Genomic DNA, 25,815 nt, shown 5'->3' on the forward strand with positions numbered 1-25,815 from the left:
GCCGGTGCCGGCGGTCCGGGGGGCGGGGCCGGCGGGGCGGGGGGGCGATCCCCGCTCCCGGGGGGCGGCCGGGTGCGCTGGCACCGGCTGCGGCTGCAGGGCTTCGGACCCTTCCGGGAGGCCGTCGAGTTCCGGTTCCCCGACGGCCTGGGGCACTGGGTGGCGCCCAACGAGAGCGGCAAGTCCACCCTGGTCGCCGGGCTCGTGGCGATCCTCTTCGGTCTGCCGGGTTCGTCCGACCCGTCGCGCTACGGCCAGGCCCGGTACCGGCACTGGGGCGGGGCTGCGCGCTTCGAGGGCGAGCTCGAGTTCACCGCCGTCGACGGGCGGCGCTACCGCATCCAGCGGGACTTCGCCACCCACCGCGTGCGGCTCGTGCGGCTCGACCCGCGCGGTCCGGTGGAGGAGTGGGCCGGGACCCACAACCCCGCCGCCAACCGGCCCGCCCCCGGGTACGAGGAGGCGATCCGGCGGCTGGTGGGGATCGGCTCCCGGGCGGTGTTGCTCGAGACCTTCTGCCTCCAGCAGCCGTTGCCCGCGCCGGCGGCCGCCGACCGGCAACCCGGGCTGGCCCCCGAGGTGCAGGAGCTGTTGGCCGGTGCCGGCGCCCGCTCGCCCGCCCAGGCGCTGGCCGCCCTGGAGGAGGCCATCCGGGCGCTCACCCGCTGGACCCGCGAGCTCGGCGTCTCGGGGCAGAACCTGCGGCAGGATCGGGCGATCGAGCAGGTCGAGCAGCGGATCCGCCAACTGGAGGAGGCCATCGCCCGCGACCGGGAGGCGGCCGATGCCCTCGAGGGGGTGCGGCGGCGCCGGGCGGAGGTGGCGGCACAACGGCAGGCGCTGGAGCAGCGGCTGGAGCGGTGCCGGGAGCGCCACGACGCCTGGGCCGAGTGGCGTCGCCGCGTGGAACGGTACCGGGACCGGCTGGTCCAGCGGCGGCGCATCGAGCAGGCGGTGCAGCGGGCCGCCGTGCTGGAGGCGGAGGTCGCGGCCCTCCGGGAGGAGGAGCGCCGTCGCTGGCCGGGCTGGGAGGACTGGGCGGGCGACGACGAGAGCGGCCTGGCGGCCGCCCTGGACCGGCTGCTGCAGGTGAGCCAGGCGGCCGCGGCCTTGCGGGATCAGCTGGCGGTCCTGGAGCGCCGGCGGTGGCAGGCCGCCGCGCGGGTGCTGTGGGCGGCGTGGTGTCGCTACCGGTTCCTCGATCGGGCCCTGGCGACGCTGGACCGGCTGGGGCGGCGTGCCCCGCGGCTGGCGGCGGCGTCGGCGGACGAGCTCGAACGCTTGCGGGCGGCGCCGCGCCAGGAGGCCGAGCTGCAGCGCCAGGCGGCGGCCCTCGCTGGGGAGCTCCGGGCCCGGGAGCAGGCGCTCGAGGCCCTCGCCGAGGAGGGGCGGGCACTGGCGGCGACCTTTGCCGAGGTCCAACGGTGGACGCCGGAGATCGCCGCTGCCGCCGCCGAGGCGGCGGCCCTGCAGGAGGAGATCCAGCGGAGGGAGCATGAGGCGGAGCGGCGACGGGCCGAGATGGTGCAGCGGCGCAGGCTGGGCCGCCGGGTCGCCCTGGCGGTGGCCGCCGCGGCCGGGGTGGCGGCGGCGACCCTGGGCCGCGCTGTGGAGGCCCCGGGGTGGATGCTCGCCCTGGCCGTGGGCCTCGCCGCGCTGGGGGTCGGGTGGCTGGCGTGGCGAGGGGTCGCAGGGGCCCAGCGCGTCGCTCCCGCCGTCGAGGAGGGGCTTCGCCAGCGCCTGGAGGCGGTGCGGGCGCGGCTCGGGCCCTGGGCGCACGAGGCGCCCGCGCGCCTCCGGGAGCTGGAAGGCCGCTTCCGGGAGTGGCAGGCGCGGCAGGCGAGCCTGGAGGAGCGCCGACGGCGCGAGACCGCGGCGCGTGACGACGTCCGGCGGCGGCTGGAGGCGGTGGAGGCGTCCATCGAAGATCTGCGCCGCTGGGTCGCCTCCTTCACCGGCGGGGCGGGGGCGGTGGATCGGGTCACGACCTGGTGGGACGCCGTCTGCAGCCTTCGGCGGCGGCTGGAGGAGGAGCGGACCCGCTTGGCGGCCGAGCTCTGGGGCGTCCGCTCCGGCCCGCCCCCGTCTGCGGACGAGGTGGCGGAGCTGGTGCTGCCCGAGACCGGTCCGTCGTGGAGTGCCATGGCTCGCATCGTGGTGGCCGGCGACGCGGACCCTGGAGGGTCCGCGTCGCCGGCGGACCCCCGGGAGGCGCTGGGGGACGGCGCGCCCTCCGGCGCCTGGACGGTGGGGCGCCTGGTGGAGCAGCTCAGTCGGTGGGACGCCGCGTCCTGGGAGGAACCCGCCGCGGAGGCCGACCGGTGGCGGCGGCTCGAGGAGCGGGAGGCCGCGTGGCTGCAGGCGCTGGAGGCCAGCTGGTCCCCTGGCGGCGACCCCGAGCCGGCCGCCGTGCCCGATGGGCCGCCGGCCGTCTACGAACACCTGCAGCGGCTGGAGGTCGAGCAGGCCCAGGAGGCGGAGGCGACGGCTCGTCGCGCGGAGACCCTGGCGCAGGAGCTGGCGTCCCTCACGGCGCAGGAGGCCGCCCTGCGGGCGCGGTGCCGCGCCCTCCTCGAGGCTTGCGGGGGCGATCCGATCCAGGCCCGCGAGCAGTGGCAGGCCTACGCAGCCCACCGCCAGCGGCGGCGGGAGCGCGAGGGCGAGCTCAAGGGAGTCCTGGGCGCCTGGGAGACGCCCGACACGGAGGCGCTGGCGGTGCGGCTCGAGCAGTGGCGCGATGCCTGCCTGGTCGAGCTGCGGGCCATCGAGGACCTGGCGAAGCGCTTCCCCGAGCTGCCGACGGGGGAGGACCTCGACCCGGCCCAGGCGGCGCACCCCCTGGCCGGTCTCGAGGAGGAGCGGCGCGGGATCGAGGCCGCGATCCGCCAGGCCGACGCGGAGCTCCAGCACCTGACGGCGCAGGAGGCGGCGCTCCTGCAGCAGGCGCCGTTGAACATCGCCCAGGCGGAGCTGGAGCTGGTCGCCTTGCAGGCACGGCGCGAAGCCCTGCGGGACGAGCTGGACGCCCTGGTGCTGGCCCACCGACACCTGCGGGAGGCGCTGGAGGAGTTCCACGCCACCTACCGGCAGCGGCTGGAGGACGCGGCGAGCCGCTACTTCGCCCGCATCACGGGCCAACCGGGGCGGCGGGTGGTGCTGGATGCCCGGTTCCGCCTGTCGGTGCGCGAAGCCGACGGCACGCCGGTGGTGGCCGAGCAGCTCAGCCAGGGGACCCGGGACCAGCTGTTCTGGGCGCTGCGGGTGGCGGTGGCCGACCTGCTGGCCGGCGACGTCAACCTCCCCTTCGTGCTGGACGACCCCTTCGTCCACTGGGACGACCGGCGTCTGGAGGAGGGGCGGCGGATCGTGACCGCCCTGGCCCAGGACCGCCAGGTGGTCGTCTTGTCGCACCGGCCGGCGCTGGCGGCGTGGGGGCAACCGGTGGAGCTGGCCGGGGCGCTGCCGGCCACGGCGCAGGAGGTCGCCGTGGCGTCGGCGCCGTCTGCGCCGGCGGGGCCGACGGATGCGGCGGGTGGCGGGGCGACGCGGGAAGGGGAGGGCGAGGGCTCGTGAGCCTGCGGCTGATTCTCGGCCGGGCGGGGGCCGGCAAGACCCATCACTGCCTGGAGGCGGTGGCGCGGGAGGAGGCGGCCCGTCCGGCCGGACCGCCCCTGATCCTCCTGGTGCCCGAGCAGGCCACGTTCCAGATGGAGCAGGCGCTGCTGGCCGCGGTCCATCGCCATGGCCGGCGGGGGTTCGCCCGGGCGCGGGTGGCGAGCTTCCAGCGGTTGGCCTGGTGGGTGCAGCAGGAGGCCGGCGGGGCGGCGACGCCCACCGTCACCGAACTGGGCAAGCGGCTGATCCTGCGCGCGCTGGTCGCCCGCGAGGCCCCGCGGCTCGCCTTGTTCGGCCAGGTGGCCGACCGGCCCGGCTTCATCGAGCGACTGGTCGCCACCCTCGGCGAGCTGGCGGCCTACGGGATCGACGCCGACGCCCTGCGGGCCCGCCATGCGGCCCTGGTGGGCGAGGGCCGCGAGGGCCTCCTCGCCGTCAAGCTGCACGATCTCGCCCTGATCCTGGAGGCGTACCAAGACTTTCTGGCCGAACACCACCTGTACGACCCCGTCCAGGTGCTGGAACGGGTGGCGCGGTGCATCCACGACGCCGCCTGGCTGCAGGGGGCCCGCGTCTGGGTCGACGGCTTCACCGGGTTCACCCCCGGCGAGCTGCGGGTCCTGGAGGCCCTCCTGCGGGTGGCGGACCGCGTCGAGGTCAGTCTCTGCCTGGACCCTCAGGAGGCGCCCTGGGCCGTGGGCGGCGCCGGCCAGGCGGGACAAGGGGACGACGAGTCGGCGCTCTTCCACCCCACGGCGGTGACGGCGCGGCAGTTGCTGGACATCGCACGGCGGGCGGGGGTGGCCGTCGCCCCCGCCCGGGTCCTCCCGGAAGCGGGCGGGGGCATGCCGCGCTTCCGCAACCCGGCCCTGGCCCACCTGGAGCGGGAGCTGTTCCAGTTCCCCGGCCGCCGCTTCGCCGGTCCGCCCGAGGGCATCACGCTGGTGGCCGCGCCCGACCGGCGGGCGGAGGTGGCCGCGGCCGCGCGGGAGATGCTGCGCCTGGCCCGGGAAGAGGGATACCGGTTCCGGGACATGGTGGTCATCGTGCGGGATCTGGAGACCTACCACGACCTCTTGGCGACCGCCTGCGCGGAACACGGCATCCCCCTCTTCGTCGACCGCCGTCGCCCGGTGGCCCACCACCCCCTGCTGGAGCTGGTGCGGGCGGCGCTGGAGGTGGTGGCGGGCGACTGGCCCTACGAGGCGGTCTTCCGCTACCTCAAGACCGACCTGGTGCCCGTGCCGCGGGGGGAAGTGGACCGGCTGGAGAACTACGTGCTGGCCTTCGGCATCCGGGGCTCGCGGTGGTATCGAGGGGGCCCGTGGCGCTGGTGGCGCCGCGAGGCCCTGGAGGCGGACGTCGAGCCGACGCCGGTGCAGCAGGCGGAGCTCGAGGCCATCAACCGCATCCGCGACGAGGCCACCGGGCACCTGCGCCGGTTCTTCCAGCGGGTGGCGCCGGCCCGCCGGCAACCGGTGCCGGCGGCGGAGCTGGCGGCGGCCCTGTACCAGCTGCTGGTCGACCTCGACGTCCCCGCCCGGCTCCAGGGGTGGAGCGAGGAGGCCGAGGGGGCCGGCGACCTCGAGGCGGCCCAGGAGCACCTCCAGGTCTGGAACGGCGTCGCCGAGCTGCTGGAGCAGGTGGGAGCCAGCCTGCCCGGGATCGCCCTGACGGCGGCCGAGTTCCTGCGCGTGCTGGAGGCGGGCATGGAGGGCCTGCGGGTCGGCCTCATCCCGCCGGGCCTCGACCAGGTGGTGGCGGGCAGCGTGGAGCGCTCGCGGCACCCCAGCGCCCGGGCCGCGTTCGTCCTGGGCGCCACCGACGACGCCTTCCCCCGCCGCGTCGAGGAGGATGCCATCTTCACCGATCAGGAGCGGGACGAACTGGCCGAGCGCGGCGTCGAGCTGGGGCCGCCCGGGCGGGTGCGGGCGCTGCACGAGCAGTACCACACCTATGTGGCGCTGACCCGGGCGCGGGACCGCCTCTGGGTGAGCTACCCGCTGGGCGACGAGGAGGGCCGGGCGGTGGCGCCGGCCTGGCTCACGCGGCGGCTTCGGGTCCTCCTGCCCGGCCTCGCCGTGAGTTCCGCGACGGCCGACGGGACGGACGACGTGGCGACGCCGGCGCAGGGCATCGACCGGCTGGCCCGGCTGCTGGCCCGCCACCGGGATGCAATGGGGGTCTCCGCGGGGCCATGGGCTCCGCCCGCCCCGCGCCGCGGGGACCCGCCTCCCACCTGGGCGGTGCTCTATCAGTGGGCCGTCACCGACCCCGCCGTCCGGCCCCGGGCCTTGCACTCGCTGGCCGCCCTGGCCCATGCCAACCGGCCTCGTCCCCTGGGCCGCGAGCTGGGGCGGCAGCTCTATGCCCGCCCGGCCGCGGCCGGATGGCTGCTGCGGACCAGCGTCAGCCGGCTGGAGCGGTTCGCCGCCTGTCCGTTCCAGCACTTCGCGGCCCATGGGCTCGGGCTGCGGGAGCGCGTGGTCGGGCGGCTCGACGCGCCGCGCCTGGGCCGGATCCACCATGCCGCCCTCAGCCTCCTGGCGCGGAAGGTGTGGGAGGAGGGACTGGACTGGAAGGACCTTGATGAGTCCCGGCTCGAGGCGATGGTCGCCGCGTGCCTGGACGAGATCGGGCCCCGGCTGGCCCAGGAGCTGGCCGTGGAGACGGCGTACCACGCGCACCTGCTGGAGCGGACGCGGCGCATCCTCGGCCAGACCGCCCGTCGCCTGGCGGAGCACGCCCGTCGCGGCGACTTCCGGCCGCTGGCGGTGGAGGTGGACTTCGGGCCCGATCCCGACGCGCCGCTGCTAGTCGAGCCGTGGCGGCTGCCCTCGGGCGAGCGCCTGGCCCTGCAAGGCCGGATCGACCGCATCGACGGGGCCCGGACCGCGTCGGGCCGCTGGCTCGTCCGCGTCGTCGACTACAAGAGCAGCGCCCACGACCTGCCGCTGGACCAGGTCTACCATGGGCTGGCCTTGCAACTGCCGCTGTACCTGCTGGTGGCCGTCCGGGCGGGCGCCGCCTTGGGGATCGACCCCGGGGGGGCGCCCGGGCGGCCGGGAGCCGGATCGCCGGTCCCGGCCCCGGACGGCGGCCCGCCCGGGAGCCCGGTCCCGGCGGCCGCGGTGGAGCCGGCGGCGCTGCTGTACTTCCCGGTCCACGACCCGTTCCTCGACACCGAGGGTCCGTTGCCGGCGGAGGAGGCCGCCCGGCGGCGGGCGCGCCGGCTCCTGCGGGCCCAGGGCTGGGTGGTCGACGACGCGGAGGTCATCCGGGCCCATGACCGCGAGCTCAAGCCCGAGACCCTGATCCCGGTGGAGCTCAGGAGGGATGGGACGCCCACGGCCTGGGCGCGGGTCCTCCAGCCGGGGGAGATGGAGGATCTCTTCCGGCTGGTGGAGGCGCGGGTCCAGGCGATGGCGACGGCCATCCTGGCGGGGCGGGTGGAGGTGGCGCCGTACCGCCTCAAGGAACGCTCGCCCTGCGGCACCTGCGCCTTCCGCGCGCTCTGCCAGTTCGACCCGCGCCTGCCGGGCAACCGCTACCGGGTGATGCGGCCCCTGCGTCCCCAAGAGGTCTGGCAGCGGGTGCGGCAGGCCCACGCCCCGGACGGCGGCGGTGGGGCGTCCACCGGCCTGCCGGCCGGCCGGGCGGCCCCGCGGCCGCCGGACCGGCCCGCCCCGGCGGACGCCGACGGATCCCACGGGGGCGGACCCGCCGGGCCCGTCCCCGCTGCCGCGGAGGGAGGGGCGGACGATGACCGTCGGTGAACCCGCAGGCGGCCGAGGGGGGCCGGCCCGGGCCGCAGCCACCGGCGGCGCGGCGTCGCGCCCGGTGGCGGCCGAGGGCGGCGCGCGAACGGGCACGCGGTGGACCGAGGAACAGTGGCAGGCCATCGCCCTGCGCGGTGCGAACCTGCTGGTCAGCGCCGCCGCGGGTGCCGGCAAGACCTCGGTGCTGGTGGAGCGCGTCGTGCGCCGGGTGCTGGACCCCGCGGATCCGCTGGACGTCGACCGGGTCTTGGTGGTGACGTTCACCGAGGCGGCCGCCGCGCAGATGAAGGAGCGGATCCGCGAGCGGCTGGAGGCGGCCCTGGCGCAGCACCCCGACGACCGGCGGCTGCGCCGCCAGCTGGCGCTGCTGGGACGGGCCAGCATCTCGACGGTGCACGCCTTCTGCCTGCGCATCATCCGACAGTACTTCTACCGCCTCGGCCTCGACCCGGCGACGAAGGTGGCCGGCGAGCACGAAGCCCAGCTGCTGCGCCACGAGGTGCTGGACGACCTCTTCGAACGGCGCTACGCGGCCGCCGCCGCCGACTTCTTGGCCCTGGTGGAGGCGTACGGCGGCCGCCGCGGCGACGAGGACCTGCGGCAGCTGGTCCTGGCCCTCTACGAGAGCGCCTATGCGCAGCCCTGGCCGGAGGCCTGGCTCGACGCGCTGGTGCGCATGTACCGGGAGGCCGGCGCCGACCTGGACGGCGCGCGGTGGCTGCAGGCGGCGCGGGAGGGGGTGGCCCGCCGCCTGCAGCGCCACGCCATGGCCCTGGCCGGCCTCGCCGCCCAGTGTCGCCGGCCGGGAGGACCCGCGGTCTGGGCCGATACGCTGGAAGGCGACGCCCGTCGGCTGGCATCCTTGGCCGCCGAGGCCGCGGGAGTGGGGTGGGAGGGGCTGGGGCAGATCCTGGAGGCGGCCACCCAGTGGCCCCGCCTCCCCGGCAACCCCGAGGCCAAGGCGAACCCGTTCCACAAACGGATCCAACGGCGCCGGGAGGACATCAAGCGGGACCTCCGCGGGCTGCGCGAGGGCCTATGGGCCCGCCCGGCGGCCGACGTCGCCGCCGACCTCGAACGCCTCGCGCCCCACGTGGCCACCCTGGTCGATCTGGTCAAGGCGTACGCCGCCTCCCTCCAAGTCGCCAAGCGGGACCGCAGCCTGATGGACTTCACCGACATGGAGCACTACGCCCTGGCGCTCCTGGCCGACCCCGCCCATCCCGGTGCCCTGGTGCCGTCCGCCGTGGCCCGCGAGCTCCGCCGCCACTACCAGGAGGTCCTGGTGGACGAGTACCAGGACATCAATCCGCTGCAGGACGCCATCCTCCGCCTCGTGGCGCGGGACGGCGAGGACGGAGCGCCGAACCTCTTCCTGGTGGGCGACGTCAAGCAGAGCATCTATGCCTTCCGCCAGGCCGAACCCGCCCTGTTCCTCGGCCGCTACCGCGCCTACGAGCCGGCGCCCCCGGTGCCGGCGCCGGCGGACGCCGCGCCGGCACCGGGCTGGCGCATCGAGCTCAACGCCAACTTCCGCAGCCGGCCGGCCATCCTCACGGCGGTCAACGACCTCTTCGCGCGCCTCATGGTGCAGGACCTGGGGGGTCTCGCCTACGACGAGGCCGCCCGGCTCCGCCCGCGGGCCGCCTTCCCCGACCCGCCCGCGGGCACGGCGGCCGGCGAGGCCCCGGTGGAGGTCTACGTGCTGGAACGGAAGCCCGAGGCGCTGGACGACGACCTCCCCGACGCCCTGGCCGCCGGCTCCATCCCCGTCCCGGGCCTCGAGGCGGCGGACGGCGGGCCGGCCGCCGGACCGTCGCATCCCGAGGCGGAGGCTGGGCTCCGCCCAGGGGAACCCGGTGGGCGCGGTGCCGGGGAACCCGGACCGGAACTGCGCGACGGCGCGGAGGAGGGGGATGGGGAGGCGGGTCCGGGGTCCCACGGGACGGGGGACCAGGAGGGCAGCGAGGACGAGGAGGTCGACCCGACCGTCCTCGAGCGGGAGGCCCGGCTGGTGGCCTGGCGCATCCGGCGTCTGGTGGAGGGGGCACCGGGCCAGCCGCCGCTGCACGTCTGGGATCCCGACCTGGAGCGCTACCGGCCGGTGCGGTACCGGGACGTGGTGGTCCTGCTGCGCAGCGCCAAGGTGCGGGCGGCCACCTTCGTGGAGGTGATGTCCCGCCACGGGGTGCCGGTCTACACCCGCTCCCGGACCGGCTACCTCACCGCGCCGGAGGTGGAGATGGTCCTCGCCCTGCTGCAGGTGCTGGACAACCCCCGCCAGGACATCCCGCTGGCCGCGGTGCTGCGCTCGCCGGTGGTGGGGCTGGACGCGGACGACCTGGCCCGGATCCGGGTGGCCGCCCGCGACGTCCCCTTCTACGAGGCGGTCTGCCGCGTCGCCGGCTGGGATCCCGACCGGGAGGAACCGGCTGCGCCGCGGGATCAGGCGTGCCAGGCGGCGGCCTCGGACGCCCGCCCGGGGCCGCCGGCCGCCGCTGTGGCGCCCGCCCTCCTGAGCCCCCGGGCGGCGGGCGGCCCCGGCGATGCCGCAGCGGCGGGGGGCACCGGCGATGCGGGACCGGCGGGGGGCGCAGGCAATGCCGGACCGGCGGGCGGCCTCGGTGATGCAGGAGCGGCGGGGGGCACTTCCGGCCCGGGCGACCCCAGGGCCGCAGGGGGCGACCCCGGGGGGCCGGCCGCCGGCGGCACCGGCTGGGCCGGTGCCGCCGGCGAGGGCTTGGCGGAGCGTCTGCGGGCGTTCCTGGCCGACCTGGCCCGCTGGCGGGGCCTGGCCCGCCGCTGGCCGCTCTCCCGGGTGATCCAGGCGATCTACGACGAGACGGGCCTGCTGACCTTCGTCGCCGCCCTGCCGGCGGGCGAACAGCGCCGGGCCAACCTCGAGGCGCTGCGGGACCGGGCCCGCCAGTTCGACCGGTTCGCCCGGCAGGGGCTCTTCCGCTTCCTCCGGTTCATCGAGCGGCTGCGCGAGCGGGGTGACGACCTGGGCACCGCCCCGGCCCTGGGGGAGAACGAGGACGTGGTCCGGGTGATGACCATCCACCAGAGCAAGGGGCTGGAGTTCCCGGTGGTGGTGGTCGCGGACCTGGGGGCGCGATTCCCCGAGGAGAGGGGCCACGCCCTGCTGCACCGGGAGCTGGGGCTCGGGCTCAAGGTGGCGGACCCGGAACTGCGGATCCGCTATCCCAGCCTGGCCTACGAGGCGGTCCGGGCGCGGCAGCGCCTGGACACCCTGGCCGAGGAGCTGCGCATCCTCTACGTCGCCCTGACGCGGGCGCGGGAGCGGCTGATCCTGGTCGGATCCGTCCGCGACCTGCCCACCGCCGCGGCCGCGTGGTGGGCGGCGGCCGGCGGTTGGGCCGGCGACGGGCGGGGGCCCGAGCCCCTGCCGGCGGCGATCCTCGAGGGCGCCAGGAGCTTCCTGGACTGGATCGGGACCGCCCTCATCCACCATCCCGACGCCACCCCCTTGCGCCGGCTGGCCCTGGGCGGCCAGGGGCGCGGCCGGCCCCAGGACCCGGACCCTCCCGGCGCGCCCTCCCCCGCTGGCCCGGGGCGCGGGGCGGTCGAGCCGCCGCCGGGCCCGGGGTGGACGTCCCGCTGGGCCTGGGCGCTGCTCCTGCGGCCGGCGATGCCGGCGGCGGCACCGGACGACCCCGCCGGGCCCGCGCCCCGGGAGGCGACGGGACCCGCGCCCGCACCGGCCGACGGCGGTCCCGGCGACCGCTCCGCTGCACCGCCGGCGGACGGATCGTGTAGGTCGCAGCCGGCCGCCTCGGATGGGACCGGGGATCGGGAGGCGGAGGAGGCGACGCCGGGCGCGGTGGAAGGTGTCCCGGTCCCCGGGTGGCTGGAGCCCTTGCTGCGCGGGGAGCCGCTACCGCCGGGCGCCGTCGACCGCGAGGCGGTGGAGGCGCTGCGGCGGCGCCTGGCGTGGCGGTATCCCTTCGCTGCCCTGGCCAACCGCTTCGCCAAGCGGTCCGTCAGCGAACTCGAGGGCCGTGCCGACCCGGAGTGGCAGGCCTACCCGTTGCCGGCCGAGCTGCGCCGGGGGCTCCGGCAGCCGCGCCTGGACGCCGCGGCGGCGCCGGCTGTCGGGGCAGCCCTCCCGCTGAGCGGCGCCGAGCGGGGCACGGCGACCCACCGCGTCCTGCAGCACCTGGACCTGACGGGCCCGCTGGACGTCGACGACGTCGCCCGCCAGATCGAGGCCATGGTGGGACGGGGCCTGCTGACGCCGGCGGAGGCGGAGGTCGTCGACCGGCAGGCGCTGGCCCGCTTCTTCGCCGGTCCCCTGGGGCGGCGGCTCCGCCGCGCGCCCGAGCGGGTGCGGCGGGAGTGGATGTTCACCCTGGGTGTGCCCGCCACGGAGCTCTACCCCGACCTGGCGGCCGGCGGGACGGAGGGGGGCACCGGCGCGGATGCGGACGTGGTGGTCGTCCAGGGGGTCGTGGACTGCTTCGTGGAGGAGGACGACGGCCTGCTCCTGCTGGACTTCAAGACCGACGAGCCGCGGGGGCGGACGCTGGAGGCGATGGCCGCCCTCTACGCGGGGCAGGTCCGCTTCTACCGCCGGGCGCTCAGGGAGATCACGGGCCGCCCCGTCAAGGAGGCCTACCTCGTCTTCCTGGCCGCAGGAGCCGCCGTGCCGGTGCCCTGATCCCGGCCGACCGGGTCGCGCCGACGGGACCGACGGGCGACGGTGACGCGGAGCGGGTCGTTCGGCCCCGCCGGGATCCCTGAGCGGCTCCCCGGTTCGCCGGTGCCCGTCCCTCGGTCCCGTCGCGGTCCCATCGCGGCCGGGCCGATCCGGCCGCGGCCGCCGGCGGGACGGCGACGCAAGCCCCACGAGCCATACTAGCCGCCAAGGGGGTGACGGTCATGGAGGGAGCGGATCGGGACGAACCGGCAGGACGCAGGGCCGAGGGACGAGCGGTGGCGAAGGCCGACGGGCGAGGGCGGGAGGGCGCGGGGGCAGCCCCCCACGGCAGCGTCCCCGGCCGGGTTCGTCGGGGGGCCGGTGGCCCCGTGGTGCCCGTGGACGGCGGCGTCCCGGGACCGCGGTCGCCCGAGGCCGCCCGGCTGTGGGGCGCCACCTACGGCGCCGATCCGGAGAGCGGGACGGACTACGAGGCGACCCGGCAGTCCACGGAGTCGGTGCGGGCGGCCCACCGCATCGCCCGCGGCCCCGGCAACCCCCGCGGCGCGGGGGACGGCCGGCGCTCCGACGAAGGTGCGCCCACCGGCGGCGGGTGACCCAATCACCGCGCAGCCCACGCCTCGGACGGCGGTTGACGACGCACGCCGGGGCCATGGGGCAGGCGATGGGGACCGCGCAGGGTCCCGGCGGCCACCACCGCCCACTCGGCCAGATAGGCGGCGACCAGGGCCACCGCCGCGAGGCGCGTGCCCGGCCAGTGCGGTGCCAGGTGGCCCAGCAGCCCCGCGGTGACGCAGAGGACCGCCACGTTGGCCAGCGCCGAGCCGTGGATGAAGAGGGTGCGCCGCGCCCGCACCAGATGGCCGGCCTCGCACGAGGCCAGCGCCACCACCAGCGGCACGGGGACCATGGCCAGCAGACCGACCCGGGCCGCCTCGGCCACGCCCCCGCCGACGCCCATCACCGCGGTGAGATACGCCCCGGCCAGCGGCGTGGCGGCCAGGAGCGCCAGGGCGGCGGCTCCCGCCAGGCCGATGCGCAGGGCGAAGGCCCGCACCAGCCGCTGGGCTTCCGCCTCGCCGTGAGCGATGGCCACCTGCTCGACGGTGCGCATGGGCAACAGGAACAGGAGCACGGTCCCCCAGACCACCGGCCATGCGGCCAGGGCGCGGGCGGCGTCGGCCGAGCGGGCCAGGAGGCCCGTCAGCACCGGCCGGGCGGCAAAGGTGGTGACGCTGGTCAGGGCCAGCGGAACGTAGAACCCCAAGAGCCCCCGCCAGCTCAAGGGTTCCGGATTCGCCTCGGCAGGCCGTGGAGAGGCCTCACCCCGGGGTTCCCCGGCGGCGACCCCGGCCTGAGGCCATCCCGCAGACGTCGCGGCGTGCGCCGCCGGCTGTCGCCATCCGGACCGGGCCAGCCAGCCCCGCGCGTACGCGTCGACGTAGGCGCACTCGGCCGTCACGGCCGCGGCCAGTCCTGCACACCCGGCCACCGCCCCGGGCTGCCGTCCGAGGACCCCCGCCAGGGTCATGACCGCCGCCAGGGTGGTCAACCGGAGCAAGGTGCCGCGACTGGCCACGACGGTGTGTCCGTGCCGGATGAGGAGCCCCTGATGAACCCGGCGCCAGGCGATGGCGGCCGTCCAGGGCAGCATCAGGGCGAAGGCCGGCCGCACCAGGGCCAGCACCGACGGATCCAGTCCCAGCATCCGGCCGAAGTAGAGATCGAACAGCGGCGTGAAGGCCAGGGCGGCGTGCAGGCCGGTCAGCCCCCCGGCCAGCAGGAGGGTGAACCGCTGCAGGCGGCGGAGCGCCTGGGGATGCGTCGCCAGCGCGTTGCCCGCATGCAGCAACATGATGACGGGGCTCTCGATCAGCAGGCAGGTGGCGATCACCGCCCCGTACGCCGCCAGGGACAGGTCCGGCGCCGCCAGCCGGGCGATGCCGGCGCTAACCGCCATCTCGGAGGCGGCCATCAGGAGGTCGCTGGCGGCCAGCGGCCCATAGAACCGGGCCAGCCGCCGGAGGCCGCCCGCCGGGGGGCGCGGGCGTGACGTGGCGCCACCCCCGGCCGGCGCGTCGCCGACCGACGCCGGTCGGACACCCGCGGCGTCGTCGCCGCCCCGGACGGCGGCGGGGGTCGTCTCCCCGGGCGACGATGGGTCGGCCTCGACCTGGACGGGACGTTGGGGATCCATGGAACCGATCGTCGTCCTTCCGTGGGATCGCCGCCCCGCGACCGGCGCCGGCCTCAGCCCGGCGCACCGCCCGACTGCCGCCCCGGTGCACCGGGGCCCCAGAACGGCGCAGGCACCCGGAACTGCGCCGGGGTCCGGACCGCCGGCCCTCGCCGCCCGTCGGCCCGCGGGCGTCCGCTGCCGGATGGGCCGTGATCGGCCGGACGGGCCGGCGTCGCTCCGCCGCTGCGACCCCGCACCGTCCTGGCCCGCGGAGCTCGCGGCGGAGGGGGGCACGGCGGCTACCACGATAGCACCGGCGCCCTGCGACCGGCAAGCCGGCCGCCGCGACCACGCCGCCACCCCGCCCCACGGTGCAGGCGTTGGCCCTCCTCCGTAAGCCGGCTGGCCGGCCGCCGCGGCCATACCGCCACCCCGCCCCAGGATGCCGATGTGCGCAGGCGCCCGGCGGCGGGGATCCCGGCCCGCCATGCCGACCCACGGCGCCCGCCCGCACCGGTCGGCGCCCGCCGGTCCCCGCGGTCGCCGTGGCGCGGTGCTCCCGCGCCGCACCGCGGCGCTACCCACGCTCGGGTCGAATCGGGTTAAAGTGGAAGGGTGCGAGCAACCCGCAACCCGACGCCAGACGAGGGAGGCAAGAGCATGGCAGGCCGGCTTCAGGACAAGGTGGCCATCGTCACCGGCGCCAGCCGCGGCATCGGCGCCGCCATCGTGCGCACCTTCGTGGCCGAGGGCGCCCAGGTGGTGGGCGTGGCCCGATCCGGCGACGCCCTGGAGACGTTGCGGGCGGCGCTGGACGAGGCCGCGAGCCGGTTCGTCCCGCGCGTCGCCGACGTGACCTCTGCGGCAGCGGCCCGCGACGTCGTCCGGGAGACGCTGGAGCGGTTCGGACGGATCGACATCCTGGTCAACAATGCCGGGGTCGGCCACTTCGCGCCCGTCACCGAGCTCTCGGAGGCGGCCTGGGACGAGATGATGGCGGTCAACCTCAAGGCGCCCTTCCTCTGGTCCCAGGCCGTGCTCCCCCATATGATGGAGCGGCGGGACGGCCACATCATCATGATCTCGTCCGTGGCCGGCACCACCACCTTCGTCAACGGGGCGGGCTACTGCGCCTCGAAGTGGGGCCTGATGGCGCTGGCGGACACCCTCCGGCAGGAGGTGCGTCCTTACGAGCTGCGGGTCACCGCCGTGTGCCCCGGCTCGGTCCAGACCCACTTCGGGGGGACGCCGCCGCGGGACTACGCGTTGCGGCCCGAGGACGTGGCCCACACCGTGCTGGAGGTGGCCGCGGCGCCGCGCCGGGTCATCTACGGCACGGTGATCATGCGCCCGTTGGTGCCGGCCGACCAGCAGTGATGCGGCGCCGGCAGGGATCCGCCCCGCGGGCGCGGGAAGAGGCTGCGGAGCGACCCATGGCCCTCACCGGGAGCCGAGCCGGCGGCGGGGCGACGCCGGAGCGATGCCAGGGCCGCAGAGGCCGGGGACACCGTCTTGCGTCTTGACCGGACGAACCCGGCCCCCGCTGCCGGTCGCCGTCCGTTCGAGGGCTGGAGGGCCGCCGGTTGGCGGGTCGGAGGGAGGATCGCCCGTCGCGGGCGGAGCGGGTAGGGAGGTCCGACGCGCAGCATGGCCACCGCAACCCACGAGACCCATGAGAGCCATGAGATCCCCGAAGACCACGGAACCCAGGCAACGCCCCACGCGCCCACCGGCCGGGCGAGCCCGACCCGCGAGACCGGGCCGCGTCCTGTGGAGTCCGGGGGCGGGCCGGCGCACCCGGCGGAGGAGGCGCCCCTCGATCTGGTGATCGTGGGGGGCGGGCCCTGCGGCCTGGCCTGTGCCGCGGCGGCCCACCGGGCGGGGCTGCGCTACCGGGTCCTGGAGAAGGGGGCCATCGTCAACTCCCTGGTCCACTTCCCGCTGCAGATGAACTTCTTCAGCACGGCGGACAACCTGGCCATCGCGGGGATCCCCTTCGTCAGCGAGCGGCCCAACCCCACCCGGCGCGAGGCCCTGGACTACTACCGGGCGGTGGTCCAGCACCTCGGCCTGGCGGTGGAGACGTACACGGAGGTCGTCGACATCCAGCGCGAGCCCGACGGGCCCTTTCGCGTGGTGGCGCGACGGGCGCCGCGCCTGGTGGCGGGGTGGCCGCCCCTGGGGCCGGAGGGGGCGCCACGGGCGGAACAAGACGAACCGGCGGCGCCTGTGGGCCGGCTGGATCGTCCCGTCGTCTATCGCGCGCACCACGTGGTGCTGGCCACCGGCTACTACGACCGCCCCAATCGCCTGGGGGTGCCGGGGGAGGACCTGGCCCACGTGAGCCACTACTACCGCGAGGGCCACGCCTTCTACGGACGGCGCGTCCTGGTGGTGGGGGGACAGAACTCGGCCGTCGAGGCGGCCCTGGACCTGCACCGCTGCGGTGCACGGGTGACCCTGGCGTACCGCGGCCCCGCCCTCTCGGAGCGGATCAAGCCGTGGGTGCTGCCGCCCTTCCGCAGCCTGGTGGACAAGGGCCGGATCACGGTGCTCTACAACACCGAGGTCGAGGCCATCGAACCTGAGGCCGTGCGGCTGAGGGTGGCGGGCGAGCCGCGCCGGCTGCCGGCCGACTTCGTCTTCCTCCTGGTGGGGTACCGCCCCGATCACCGCCTGGTGCGCAGGCTCGGCATCCCCATCGATCCCGCCACGGGGGAGCCCTGCCACGACCCGGAGACCATGGCGACACCGGTCCCGGGCGTCTATCTGGCCGGTGTCGCGGCCGCAGGGTACGACGCCAACAAGATCTTCATCGAGAACGGCCGTTGGCACGGCGAGCGGATCGTGCGCCACATCCTCAGCCGGCGACAGGCCGCCGGGTGGCCGCGGTCCTAGGCCATCGGCCCCTGGCAGGACCACGGGGCACGGCCTCGGGCCTCCGCGGGCCGAGGGGGTCGCGGCGGCGGCGCGGCTCGCGTCCCCGGGTCCGGCGGCGTGGGTCACTCCAGCACCCGGGAGAAGAAGATGGCGCTGACGGTCTCGTCCATCGCCACCGGACGGTCGTAGATCCGCTCCAGGAACCGGGCCAGCTCCGCGGGGTCCTTCAGGTTGGCGTCCTCGGCCCGGAGCTCCTCGGTCGTGAGGTCGCCGAGCCGCTTGACCACCACGCGATCGATGACCGCGGTGAACAGCTTCTGGCGGGGTTCATACCGGTTGCCGTAGGTCACCCAGACCAGATCGCCCTCGCGATACTTGTCGCGCTTGTCGCCCAGGCGGATGGTGCAGCGCTTCTCCGCGGCCAGCAGGTTGGCCTGATAGACGGTGGAGTAGAAGTTGAGCGCCTTCACGGCCACCCCTCCCGAGAGGTGCGGGACGAACCGGCCACCGGCCGGATCCGCGCGGTCGAAGCCTTGCCGCCGCCCACCGCGGCGGGCGCGCCGACGGGAGGTCGGGGAGGCGCCGCGCCCGCCGTCCACGGCGCGGACGCCCCCCGGGCCGAGGGACGCGGGGGGCCGCCACCGGCGTGGCGGTGGCGGCGTCGCGCCGTGCGCCGGGCGCAGGCCGGTCGCCGACCGCGCACGGTCGCCGGAATTCGGTCGGCAGGGCGTTTGATTACCCGCTATTCGTGCGGGCATCCCGCCATTCCTTCCGAAAAAAGCCACAAGGGGCCGGCGCCGACATCGCGCCCGCGATGTCGGCGCCGGCCCCGTCCGCTGGCGCGTTGAGCATCCCGACCGTCCTGGACCCCTGATCCAGCAGGTGCTGCTGCAGGTGCTGACGCCGCTCTTCGACCCGGGGCCGCTGTCCCGCTCGGGCTGCGCCGGCGAGCGCTCGGGCGGCACGGGCGCTGCGACTGCGGAGCCCGCCGCGGCGTTCCCGCGACCCAGGCTCCGACCCGCGGCACCGACCCGCCCTAGCCCTGCGGCGCCTTGGGATCCGGGGGGAGCGCCTGGCCGCTGGCCAGCGCCTGCTCGGCCAGGGCGATCATCCGGCGCACCATGCGGCCGCCGACGGCGCCCGCCTGGCGCGCGGGGATCTCTCCCCAGTAGTCCTCGGATCCCTGATGGACCGGCAACCCCAGCTCCGCCGCGATCTCGTACTTCAGGTTGTCCAGCGCCGGGTGGGCTTCCTTCACCAGCAACCGGTTGGTCTTCTGTCCCAACGCCATGGGGATCACCTCAATGGGCCGACCTGGACCCGCGCGCCCGCGGCGCGTACCGCACCGCCCTTCCGCCTTCAGCCCGGTCGCCCGCTTCGCGGCGCGGATCGGGTGCCGTCCCGATGCGCCCTCGCGGCTCACCGCCCTGGGGCCCGATCCCACCCGGCTCGTCCGGCGCGCGGTGTGCGGCGCGGCGCGACCGTCCGGCTCGCGGTGCGTCGCGGCCCCACCGTGCGGCGCATCGCCACCGTTCCGCTCGCGGTGCGTCGCGGCCCCAACGCGGCGCGGCGCGACGCTGCCTGCCCGGGCTGCCGCCCTGACCCGGCCTCTCTTCGACCCGGGAGCCGCCGGCCGCGCCGGACCCGCCGTCGGGGCCGGCCCTCGGCGCCCGGGCGGCGCCCAGGCCGCCGCTGCCGCCGCCTCGCGGTCCTGCGCGCCGCGACCCGTGCTGCCGATCCGCTGGCTCGGGACCGGTTCGTCCGGAACCCGTTCAGGTGGCGTTCCCACGGCCTAATGTGCGCGCCGGCGCCGGGGGGTAGGCTCGCAAATCCGGGGCCCACAGTGAATCCCCGGGCCGACGGCCGAGGTTCGACACGGCTGGGGCCGCCGCGGCTCCCCTGGGGGTCGTGCGGGACGGCGAACCACGCCGGCCGGCGGTCCGGTGCCCGGCCCGCCGGGGGCCGCAGGGCCGCGCGACGTCCGGGCCGCAACCCGACGGGGCGGGGCGGGTCCTGGCGGCTTGCACCACGTTTATCAAGAGCCAGGGCCGATCCGGCGCGGAAGGTCTTCGACCCGATCGATACTATCAGTTACCGAACGATTAAGCCATATTAATATTCAACGTTTCAATAGGAGCAAACTTTCACCGTTGCTTGCCGGGCAATGCTGTGGTACGCCAGAGTTGACCGGCTCGACCGGCGGCACGGCGGCGCATTCCCGGGATCGGCCGGCGACCCGTCGGCCCATTCCACCGGGTCGCTCGCGGAAACCGCGGGATCAGCAGCGAAGCCGCGGGAGCGACCACGGCGAACGGGCCGCCGGCGAGCCGCGCGGCTGCATCGCACCCAAGGGGGTCGACCACATGTCGGTTGCGGTTCAGCCCCAGCCGGCGGGGGACGCACCGGCGCCGCGCCGCGGCGGCTGGTTGGACCGGTTCTTCGCCATCCAGGCCAGTGGATCCGACCTGCGCACGGAGATCCTGGCCGGCCTGACCACCTTCGTCACCATGGCCTACATCCTGTTCGTCAATCCCCAGATCCTGGGGGCCGCCGGCCTGGATCCCAACGCGGTCCTCATGGCCACCGCCCTGTCCTCGGGGGTGGCCACGCTGATCATGGGACTGTTCGCGCGCATGCCCTTCGCGCTGGCGCCGGGCATGGGCCTCAACGCCTACTTCGCCTTCACCGTCGTCCTCGGGCAGGGCGTGCCCTGGCAGACGGTGCTGGGCGCCGTGTTCATGGACGGCGTGATCTTCCTGATCATCAGCCTGCTGCCCATCCGCGAGCGCATCCTGCGGGACATCCCGCTGAACATCCGCCTGGCCACCAGCACGGCCATCGGACTCTTCATCGCCTTCATCGGCCTGAAGTCGGCGGGCCTGGTGGTGGCCAACGAATCCACCCTGGTGGCCCTGGGCGACGTGCGCTCCGGGCCGGCGGTGCTCTGCCTGCTGGGCCTGGTGATCACCGCGCTGCTCATGGCCCGCCAGGTCAAGGGGGCCATCCTCTGGGGCGTGCTGATCACCACCGCCCTGGGCGCCTTCTTCCACGCACCCGACGCCAACGGCGTCATGCAGCCCCTGACCCACTTGCCGCGCAGCCTCGGCGACGTGGTGCGCGCGCCCGACCTCGGCGTGCTGGCCCAGGTGGCGGGCCAGCTCGACGTGCGCAGCGCGCTACAGCTCGGGTTGCTGACGGTGATCTTCACCTTCACCTTCGTCAACATGTTCGATACCGCCGGCACCCTGGTGGGCCTGGGGACCAAGATGGGCGTCATCGACGAGAAAACGGGCACCTTCCCGCGGGTCGGCCGCGTGCTGGTCAGCGACGCGCTGGCGACCATGATCGGCGCCGTGTTGGGCACCTCCACGGTGACCACCTACGTGGAGAGCGCGGCGGGCATCGGCCAGGGCGGTCGAACCGGCCTGACGGCCGTGGTGACGGGCCTGCTGTTCCTGCTGGCCGTGTTCTTCTGGCCGCTGGCCGGCGTGATCCCGGCCGCGGCGACGGCGCCGGCGTTGATCATCGTCGGCCTGCTGATGATGGAGCCGATCCGCCGCCTGAACCTGGACGACATCACCGAGGCGCTGCCCGCCTTCCTGACGGTGCTGGGCATCCCCCTGACCTTCAGCATCGCCACCGGCATGGTGCTGGGCATCGTCTCCTACGTGGTGCTGAAGCTGGTGACGGGCCGCATCCGCGAGGTCTCGGTGACCATGTGGATCCTGGCGGCCATCTTCATCGCCCACTACGCCTTCATGGGGTCCGGCGCCTGAGGCGGGCGCCGGACCCGCACGCGCGGGCGCGGGCCGCGGGCCGATGCCCGGCCGCGAAGCCGCCGCGGGCGGCGGGCGGGTGCCTGGCCGCGAGCCAAGCCGCGGCGGGGCGCCGGGCGATGGCCTCGCGGTGGGTGAGTCTGCGAGCGGCGCGCATCCCTCGCCGTGGGTGAAGCCGCCAGCCGACGGCTGGGAGGCGAACGGAATCGGACCATCGCGAACCCGCACGGACGAACACGCAGGTCCGGGGCCCCCGCACCGGCACCACGCCGGGCGGGGGCTCGATCGCTTCCGCGCGGCGTACGGGTGGTGGAGGGCGGAGGGTGCGTCGGCGTCGTCTACGAGTCGCCGCGGGGGTCGTCGCTCGCGAGGCCCAGCCCGCTGGCATACCGCCGCGCGTTCTCGCGGTACCGGGCAGCCGCGGCACGGATCGCGGCCTGTTCGTCCGGCGTCAGCGATCGGATCACCCGCGCCGGCACGCCCAGCACCAGGCTTCCCGGCGGGATGACCTTGCCCTCGGGGACCAGGGCACCGGCGCCCACCAGGCTCCCCCGGCCGATGCGGGCGCGGCTGAGCACGATGGCGCCCATGCCGATCAGGCACTCGTCCTCGATCGTGCACCCGTGGACGACGGCGGCGTGGCCGACGGTCACGTCGCGGCCGATGTGGCACGGCTCCCCGGCGTTGACGTGGATCACCGCGTTGTCCTGCACGTTGCTGCCGGCACCGAGGTGGATCGCGTCCAGGTCCGCCCGCAGGACCGCGCCGAACCAGACGCTACTGTGTTCGTCCAGGGTCACCCGGCCGATCACGTGGGCCCCCGGCGCCACGTAGGCGGTGGCGGCGATGCGGGGGGTCACGGAGCCGAGGCGATAGACGGGCATGGGACCACCCTCCCGCGAGCGGCCATGGGCACGGTGACGGTCGTCGGCGCCTCCGCGCGGCCGCGCAGGGAAGCGCGCTCGCGCGGGCGGACGCCGCGCCGATGCGATGCCGTGCCTCTTCGCGCCGGCAGCGGGGGCGGGCACCCGCCGCGACCGGGCTGCCGCCGAGGCGCTCGCCGCCCACGGCCCCACGGATCGCGGCACGCCGCCCCCCGAGGAGGGGGGCGAGCGGCTGCCGCCCACGGCTCCACGGATCGCGGCACGCCGCACCCCGACGAGGGGCCGCGGCGGCCCGTCCCTGGGCATCCTTGGATTCGCCGCCGGCGATTCGATACAATCCAATCGTACCGCCAATCGCACCGCGCCGCGACGCCGCGGGGCCCGCCCACGGGGCGCCCGCCGGGAGCCCGCGGGAAAGGATGGGTCATGCCGTGTGGAGCGTGGAGCCCGCCACCCCAGCCGACGCCGACCAGGTCTGGGCGGTGACGCAGAGGGCCTTCCGTCCCTATCAGGCCAAGTACCCCGTGGCGCCCGAGCCGCTCAAGGAGACGCTGGAACAGGTGCGCGACGACATCGCCCGCGGCCGCGTCTGGGTCGCCCGCAGCGGTCAGCGGGTGATCGGCGCGGTGCGGGCGCGGCCGCTGGGCGGCCGGAGCGACGCCTACGAGGTGTACGACCTGGCGGTGGATCCCGAGTTCTCGCAGCTCGACGTGGGCACCTCGCTGGTGCGGGCCCTCGAGGACCGGTTGCGCCGGCAGGGCGTGCGGGCCGTTCACCTGCAGACCGGGCTGCGGGACGCACCGGCCATCGAGTTCTGGTACCGGGTGGGGTACCGTCCCTACCGCCTCGACCCCGATCCCGACCCCGCCGGCGGCTACGATCGCGTTTGGTTTTCCAAGGAATGGTAGGCGGGCGGCCGGGCCGCCGCCCGCGCCGTTCGCCCCTTCCCGCGTCGGCGCACGGTGCCCGTCCGCGCACGGGAAAGGAGCGGGGCGGCGCTGGCGCGGTCGAGGCGGACGAGCCCGCGGGCGCGGGACGCCTGCCCTTGGATCGGGGCGGGAGGGGGCGGCGCCCGTTGGGTGGGACCGGGGCGCGGCGCGCTTCCGAGCCACCGGGGCGGCGCCCCCGGCTCCCGGTGCGCCGGCCCATGGTGCGGGTCGTGAGCCGGTCCGCGCGAGCCGGTTCCTCGGACCGGCCGGACCGTGCCGGGTTCGCGCCAGGGACCGTCCTCGAAGGGCGGAGGCGTCGCTGCCGGTGGTGGGCGCTGCGCGCGGTGGGGACGGCTGCCGGCGGTGGGACGGCTCCTGGCGTGGGCTGGCTGCCGGCGGCGCGCTCCGGCAGGAGAGGGGGGATCGCCGTGGATGCGCTGCGCCTGACGCAGCTGACCGGCAAGGGCGGCTGAGGGTGCAAGCTCGGCCCGGCCGAGCTGGCGCAGGTGCTGCGCCACCTACCCCCGCAAGGAGGAACCGATCCCCACCTGCTGGTGGGGCTGGAGAGCGGCGACGATGCCGGGGTGTACCGGCTGACGGACCGGCTGGCCCTGGTGCAGACGGTGGACTTCTTCACGCCCATCGTCGACGATCCCACCCTGTTCGGGGAGATCGCCGCGGCCAACGCCCTCAGCGACGTCTACGCCATGGGGGGGCGGCCGCTGACGGCGCTGAACCTGGTGGGCTTCTCCGTCTCCCGCTACGGGGCCGAGACCCTGGCGGCCATCCTGGCTGGGGGCGCCGCCAAGGTCCGGGAGGCGGGGGCGGTGATCGTCGGCGGGCACACCATCGACGACGCGGAGCCCAAGTACGGCCTCGCCGTGACGGGCGTGGTCGACCCGGACCGGATCTGGACGAACCGGGGTGCGCGGCCCGGCGACGTGGTGATCCTGACGAAGCCCATCGGCACGGGCGTGGTGAGCACCGCCCTAAAGCGCGACCTGGCGCCCCCGGAGGCGGTGGCGGCCATGGTCGCGATGATGCGGACGCTGAACCGGGCCGCCGCCGAGGCCGGCCAGGCGGTGGGCGGGGTCCACGCGGCTACCGACGTGACGGGGTTCGGCCTGGTGGGGCACGCCAGCCACATCGCCCGCGAGAGCGGGGTGGCGCTGGTCGTCGAGGCGGAGGCGGTGCCCGTCCTGCCGGGCGCCCGGGAGCTGGCGGAGAAGGACGTCTTCCCCGGCGGCAGCCGGGCCAACCGCCGCCACTACGGGCCGGTGGTGGTCTTCCGCCGCGCGCTGCCGGAGTGGCAGCAGGGCCTGCTGTTCGATGCCGTGACCTCGGGCGGGCTGCTCCTCGTGGTCGAACCGGCCCGAGCCGCGGCGCTGCTCGACGAGCTGCACGGCCGCGGGGTCCGCGAGGCGCGGGTCATCGGCCGGGTGGAGGAAGGGCCGGCGGGGCGCGTGCTGGTGGAGTAGGGGATCCGGCCGCCGGAGCCCGTCGGGGCGTCTGGCGCCGGCGATCTCGGAACGCACCTTCCGCTGCGAGGTTTACGGGCACGTGACGGGCACGTGGTCGACCGGGACGAAAACGCGGCCCGGCATCCCGCGACCTTGGTGGCCTTCCGTCGCCGGGCGTGGCCCGGCGACGGAAGGCGCCCGCGGACGGGGCGGACGACCTGCGACCCCACAGGCGGTCCCGGAGGCAGCGGGAAGCCGGCACCGGCTCACGGCCGGGTGAGACCGGCACCGCCACCCCGCGGGGATCGGCTACCTGGAGCCGATGACGATGTTCCCGCCAACGGCACGGGAGGCACACGAGGGAGGCATGGCCGAGGACGCACGCCGCGCGGGGCACCGGCGGGGGCCGGTGCCCCGCGCGCTGGCCGCGCTGGCATGGCTTGGGCTGGCCGCAGGGCTTGCGCTGCCCCTGGCGGGCCTCCAGCGGCACGCCCCCCCGGTGGCCGCCACGGCGCAGGCCGTGGCGGCCACCGGGGGGCTGCTCGGCGCCTGGCAGGAGGGCTCGCCGGCGGCCGCCGGGGCCTGGGTGGCCCCGGCGGCCGCCGCGCCGGGCGGGGCGTGGCTGGCCGGGCTCGCCGGCCATCCGGCGGAACGGGTTCCTCCTCTGGCCCCTCCGGGCACACCGCCGGTCGGCGAAGCCGGGGGCGGGGACCCGACCCCGGCCGTCGCCCTGACCGGCTACGCCATCGGCACCGCCCGCCCCGATGCGGCGGGGCGGATCCACGTGGCGACCGTGCTCGACGTGGCGATCCCCGCGGCGGGCTATGCCGGCCGGTTCGTCCAGGACCTGGTCTGGCGTCCGACCCTGGCCCATCCGCGGCTGGTGGCGGCCTCGGGGCGCCGGGTCGTGGAGGTGACGGTCCGGGGCCATCGCCTGCTGTGGCGCGGACCGGCGGGCCCATGGCAGCCCGGCCTCGGCCTGGCGGATCTGCCCCGCCACGGCTCCCCGGCGGGCGGGCCGCCGGAGGTGCCGGTGGAGGTGAGCCGCGACGGCTTCGGCCCGGTGGCCCTGGCCGGCAGCCGCGGCATCCTCCTGACCACCCGCGGCCCACGCCCCCTGGTGGCCCTCTGGCCCTGGTCCCTGGACGACCCCGAGGTCCGCCCAGCCGGACGGGTGGTGGTCCTGGACGTGCTCTACCACGCCAGGCCGCTGGGGTGGCGGGTCGAAGCCCAGGGCGACCGCGCCGTCCTGACCGTGGCGGTGGAGGACGGTTCCCGGGTCGAGGTCCCGTACGACCTGGACCGGGGCCGCCCCGTGTCCGATGCCGCGATCCCGGGCGGCCATGCCCTCGGCCGGGTCAGCCCGCTGCGTTCGACCGTGCCTGGGACCGGAGGCTGACCGGAGGCGGGGCGCCCCCGACCCTCGGCGCGGCCCCGCCCGCCTGAGCCCTCGCCTACGCCGGCTCCTCCGCCGCGGCCGTCCTGGCCGACCCCCGGGCTCGGCGAGCCGCACCGCTGCCCCGCCACCGCATCGTCGAGTCTCCCTCTGCGGTCGATGCGCCTCCCCCTGCGGTCGGTGGGTACGGGCGAGCGTGTCCCGCCACACCGCCGCCACACCGCCGCCACACCGCC

At 76.3% G+C, this 25,815-nt stretch carries 15 protein-coding genes; 11 read left to right on the top strand and 4 right to left on the bottom strand.

Translation table 11 applies throughout. The annotated features are described in order from the left end of the window. The first annotated feature begins 72 nt into the window (after nt 1-72). The 4 genes from E1B22_RS07505 (at nt 73) to E1B22_RS07520 (ending at nt 12,671) form a co-directional block, all read left to right on the top strand. The gene (locus E1B22_RS07505) at nt 73-3,573 is read left to right on the top strand and encodes an AAA family ATPase (RefSeq protein ID WP_167758884.1); all 3,501 of its coding nucleotides are present in this window, start codon (nt 73-75) and stop codon (nt 3,571-3,573) included. Then, nucleotides 3,570-7,391, top strand: a complete 3,822-nt coding sequence (locus tag E1B22_RS07510) for a PD-(D/E)XK nuclease family protein (protein ID WP_135225157.1) — start codon at nt 3,570-3,572, stop codon at nt 7,389-7,391. The genes E1B22_RS07505 and E1B22_RS07510 overlap by 4 nt, the downstream gene beginning before the upstream one ends. After that, nucleotides 7,378-12,075 (top strand): UvrD-helicase domain-containing protein, encoded by a 4,698-nt coding sequence (locus E1B22_RS13900; protein WP_305791190.1) that lies wholly within the window; start codon nt 7,378-7,380, stop codon nt 12,073-12,075. Before E1B22_RS07510 ends, E1B22_RS13900 begins: the two co-directional genes overlap by 14 nt. Nucleotides 12,076-12,296: 221 nt before the next feature. Beyond that, nucleotides 12,297-12,671, top strand: coding sequence for a hypothetical protein (locus tag E1B22_RS07520; RefSeq protein WP_135225158.1), 375 nt, complete (start codon nt 12,297-12,299; stop codon nt 12,669-12,671). A 5-nt stretch (nt 12,672-12,676) separates the two neighbouring features. On the opposite strand, the gene E1B22_RS07525 is transcribed toward E1B22_RS07520, so the two are convergent. Further along, nucleotides 12,677-14,272, bottom strand: a complete 1,596-nt coding sequence (locus tag E1B22_RS07525; RefSeq protein ID WP_135225159.1) for a hypothetical protein — start codon at nt 14,270-14,272, stop codon at nt 12,677-12,679. Nucleotides 14,273-14,914: 642 nt separating this feature from the next. On the opposite strand from E1B22_RS07525, the gene E1B22_RS07530 reads away from it, so the two are divergent. Together E1B22_RS07530 and E1B22_RS07535 are read left to right on the top strand one after the other, a co-directional pair. Continuing rightward, nucleotides 14,915-15,631 (top strand): SDR family oxidoreductase, encoded by a 717-nt coding sequence (locus E1B22_RS07530; protein ID WP_135225160.1) that lies wholly within the window; start codon nt 14,915-14,917, stop codon nt 15,629-15,631. A 270-nt stretch (nt 15,632-15,901) separates the two neighbouring features. Beyond that, entirely contained in the window at nt 15,902-17,152 is a 1,251-nt protein-coding gene (locus E1B22_RS07535; protein WP_135225161.1) for a YpdA family putative bacillithiol disulfide reductase, read from the top strand. 104 nt (nt 17,153-17,256) lie between these two features. On the opposite strand, the gene E1B22_RS07540 is transcribed toward E1B22_RS07535, so the two are convergent. After that, nucleotides 17,257-17,604, bottom strand: a complete 348-nt coding sequence (locus E1B22_RS07540) for an ASCH domain-containing protein (protein ID WP_135225162.1) — start codon at nt 17,602-17,604, stop codon at nt 17,257-17,259. Between the two features lie 566 nt (nt 17,605-18,170). Further along, on the bottom strand, nt 18,171-18,425 hold the full coding sequence (locus E1B22_RS07545; RefSeq protein ID WP_135225163.1) for an alpha/beta-type small acid-soluble spore protein: 255 nt from the start codon (nt 18,423-18,425) through the stop codon (nt 18,171-18,173). 1,072 nt (nt 18,426-19,497) lie between these two features. Here E1B22_RS07545 and E1B22_RS07550 point away from each other — a divergent pair. Continuing rightward, a complete protein-coding gene (locus E1B22_RS07550) occupies nt 19,498-20,910 on the top strand; it encodes an NCS2 family permease (protein ID WP_135225164.1) in 1,413 nt (470 codons plus the stop codon). A 338-nt stretch (nt 20,911-21,248) separates the two neighbouring features. Here E1B22_RS07550 and E1B22_RS07555 read toward each other — a convergent pair whose 3' ends face one another. Then, complete coding sequence (locus E1B22_RS07555) at nt 21,249-21,794, bottom strand: gamma carbonic anhydrase family protein (RefSeq protein WP_135225165.1); 546 nt, start codon at nt 21,792-21,794, stop codon at nt 21,249-21,251. A gap of 431 nt (nt 21,795-22,225) precedes the next feature. Between E1B22_RS07555 and E1B22_RS07560 the strand changes: the two genes are divergently transcribed. The 4 genes from E1B22_RS07560 to E1B22_RS07570 all read left to right on the top strand — a co-directional run bounded on the left by E1B22_RS07560 (nt 22,226) and on the right by E1B22_RS07570 (nt 25,582). Next, the gene (locus E1B22_RS07560) at nt 22,226-22,702 is read left to right on the top strand and encodes a GNAT family N-acetyltransferase (RefSeq protein ID WP_135225166.1); all 477 of its coding nucleotides are present in this window, start codon (nt 22,226-22,228) and stop codon (nt 22,700-22,702) included. A gap of 239 nt (nt 22,703-22,941) precedes the next feature. Continuing rightward, complete coding sequence (locus E1B22_RS12690) at nt 22,942-23,196, top strand: hypothetical protein (protein WP_167758791.1); 255 nt, start codon at nt 22,942-22,944, stop codon at nt 23,194-23,196. Next, a complete protein-coding gene (gene selD, locus E1B22_RS07565; protein WP_305791223.1) occupies nt 23,176-24,201 on the top strand; it encodes a selenide, water dikinase SelD in 1,026 nt (341 codons plus the stop codon). The genes E1B22_RS12690 and selD overlap by 21 nt, the downstream gene beginning before the upstream one ends. A gap of 349 nt (nt 24,202-24,550) precedes the next feature. Beyond that, entirely contained in the window at nt 24,551-25,582 is a 1,032-nt protein-coding gene (locus E1B22_RS07570; RefSeq protein ID WP_135225168.1) for a hypothetical protein, read from the top strand. Nucleotides 25,583-25,815: the final 233 nt, after the last annotated feature.

Origin of the sequence: Thermaerobacter sp. FW80 (assembly GCF_004634385.1) — a bacterium.
Classification (GTDB): domain Bacteria; phylum Bacillota; class Sulfobacillia; order Thermaerobacterales; family Thermaerobacteraceae; genus Thermaerobacter; species Thermaerobacter composti.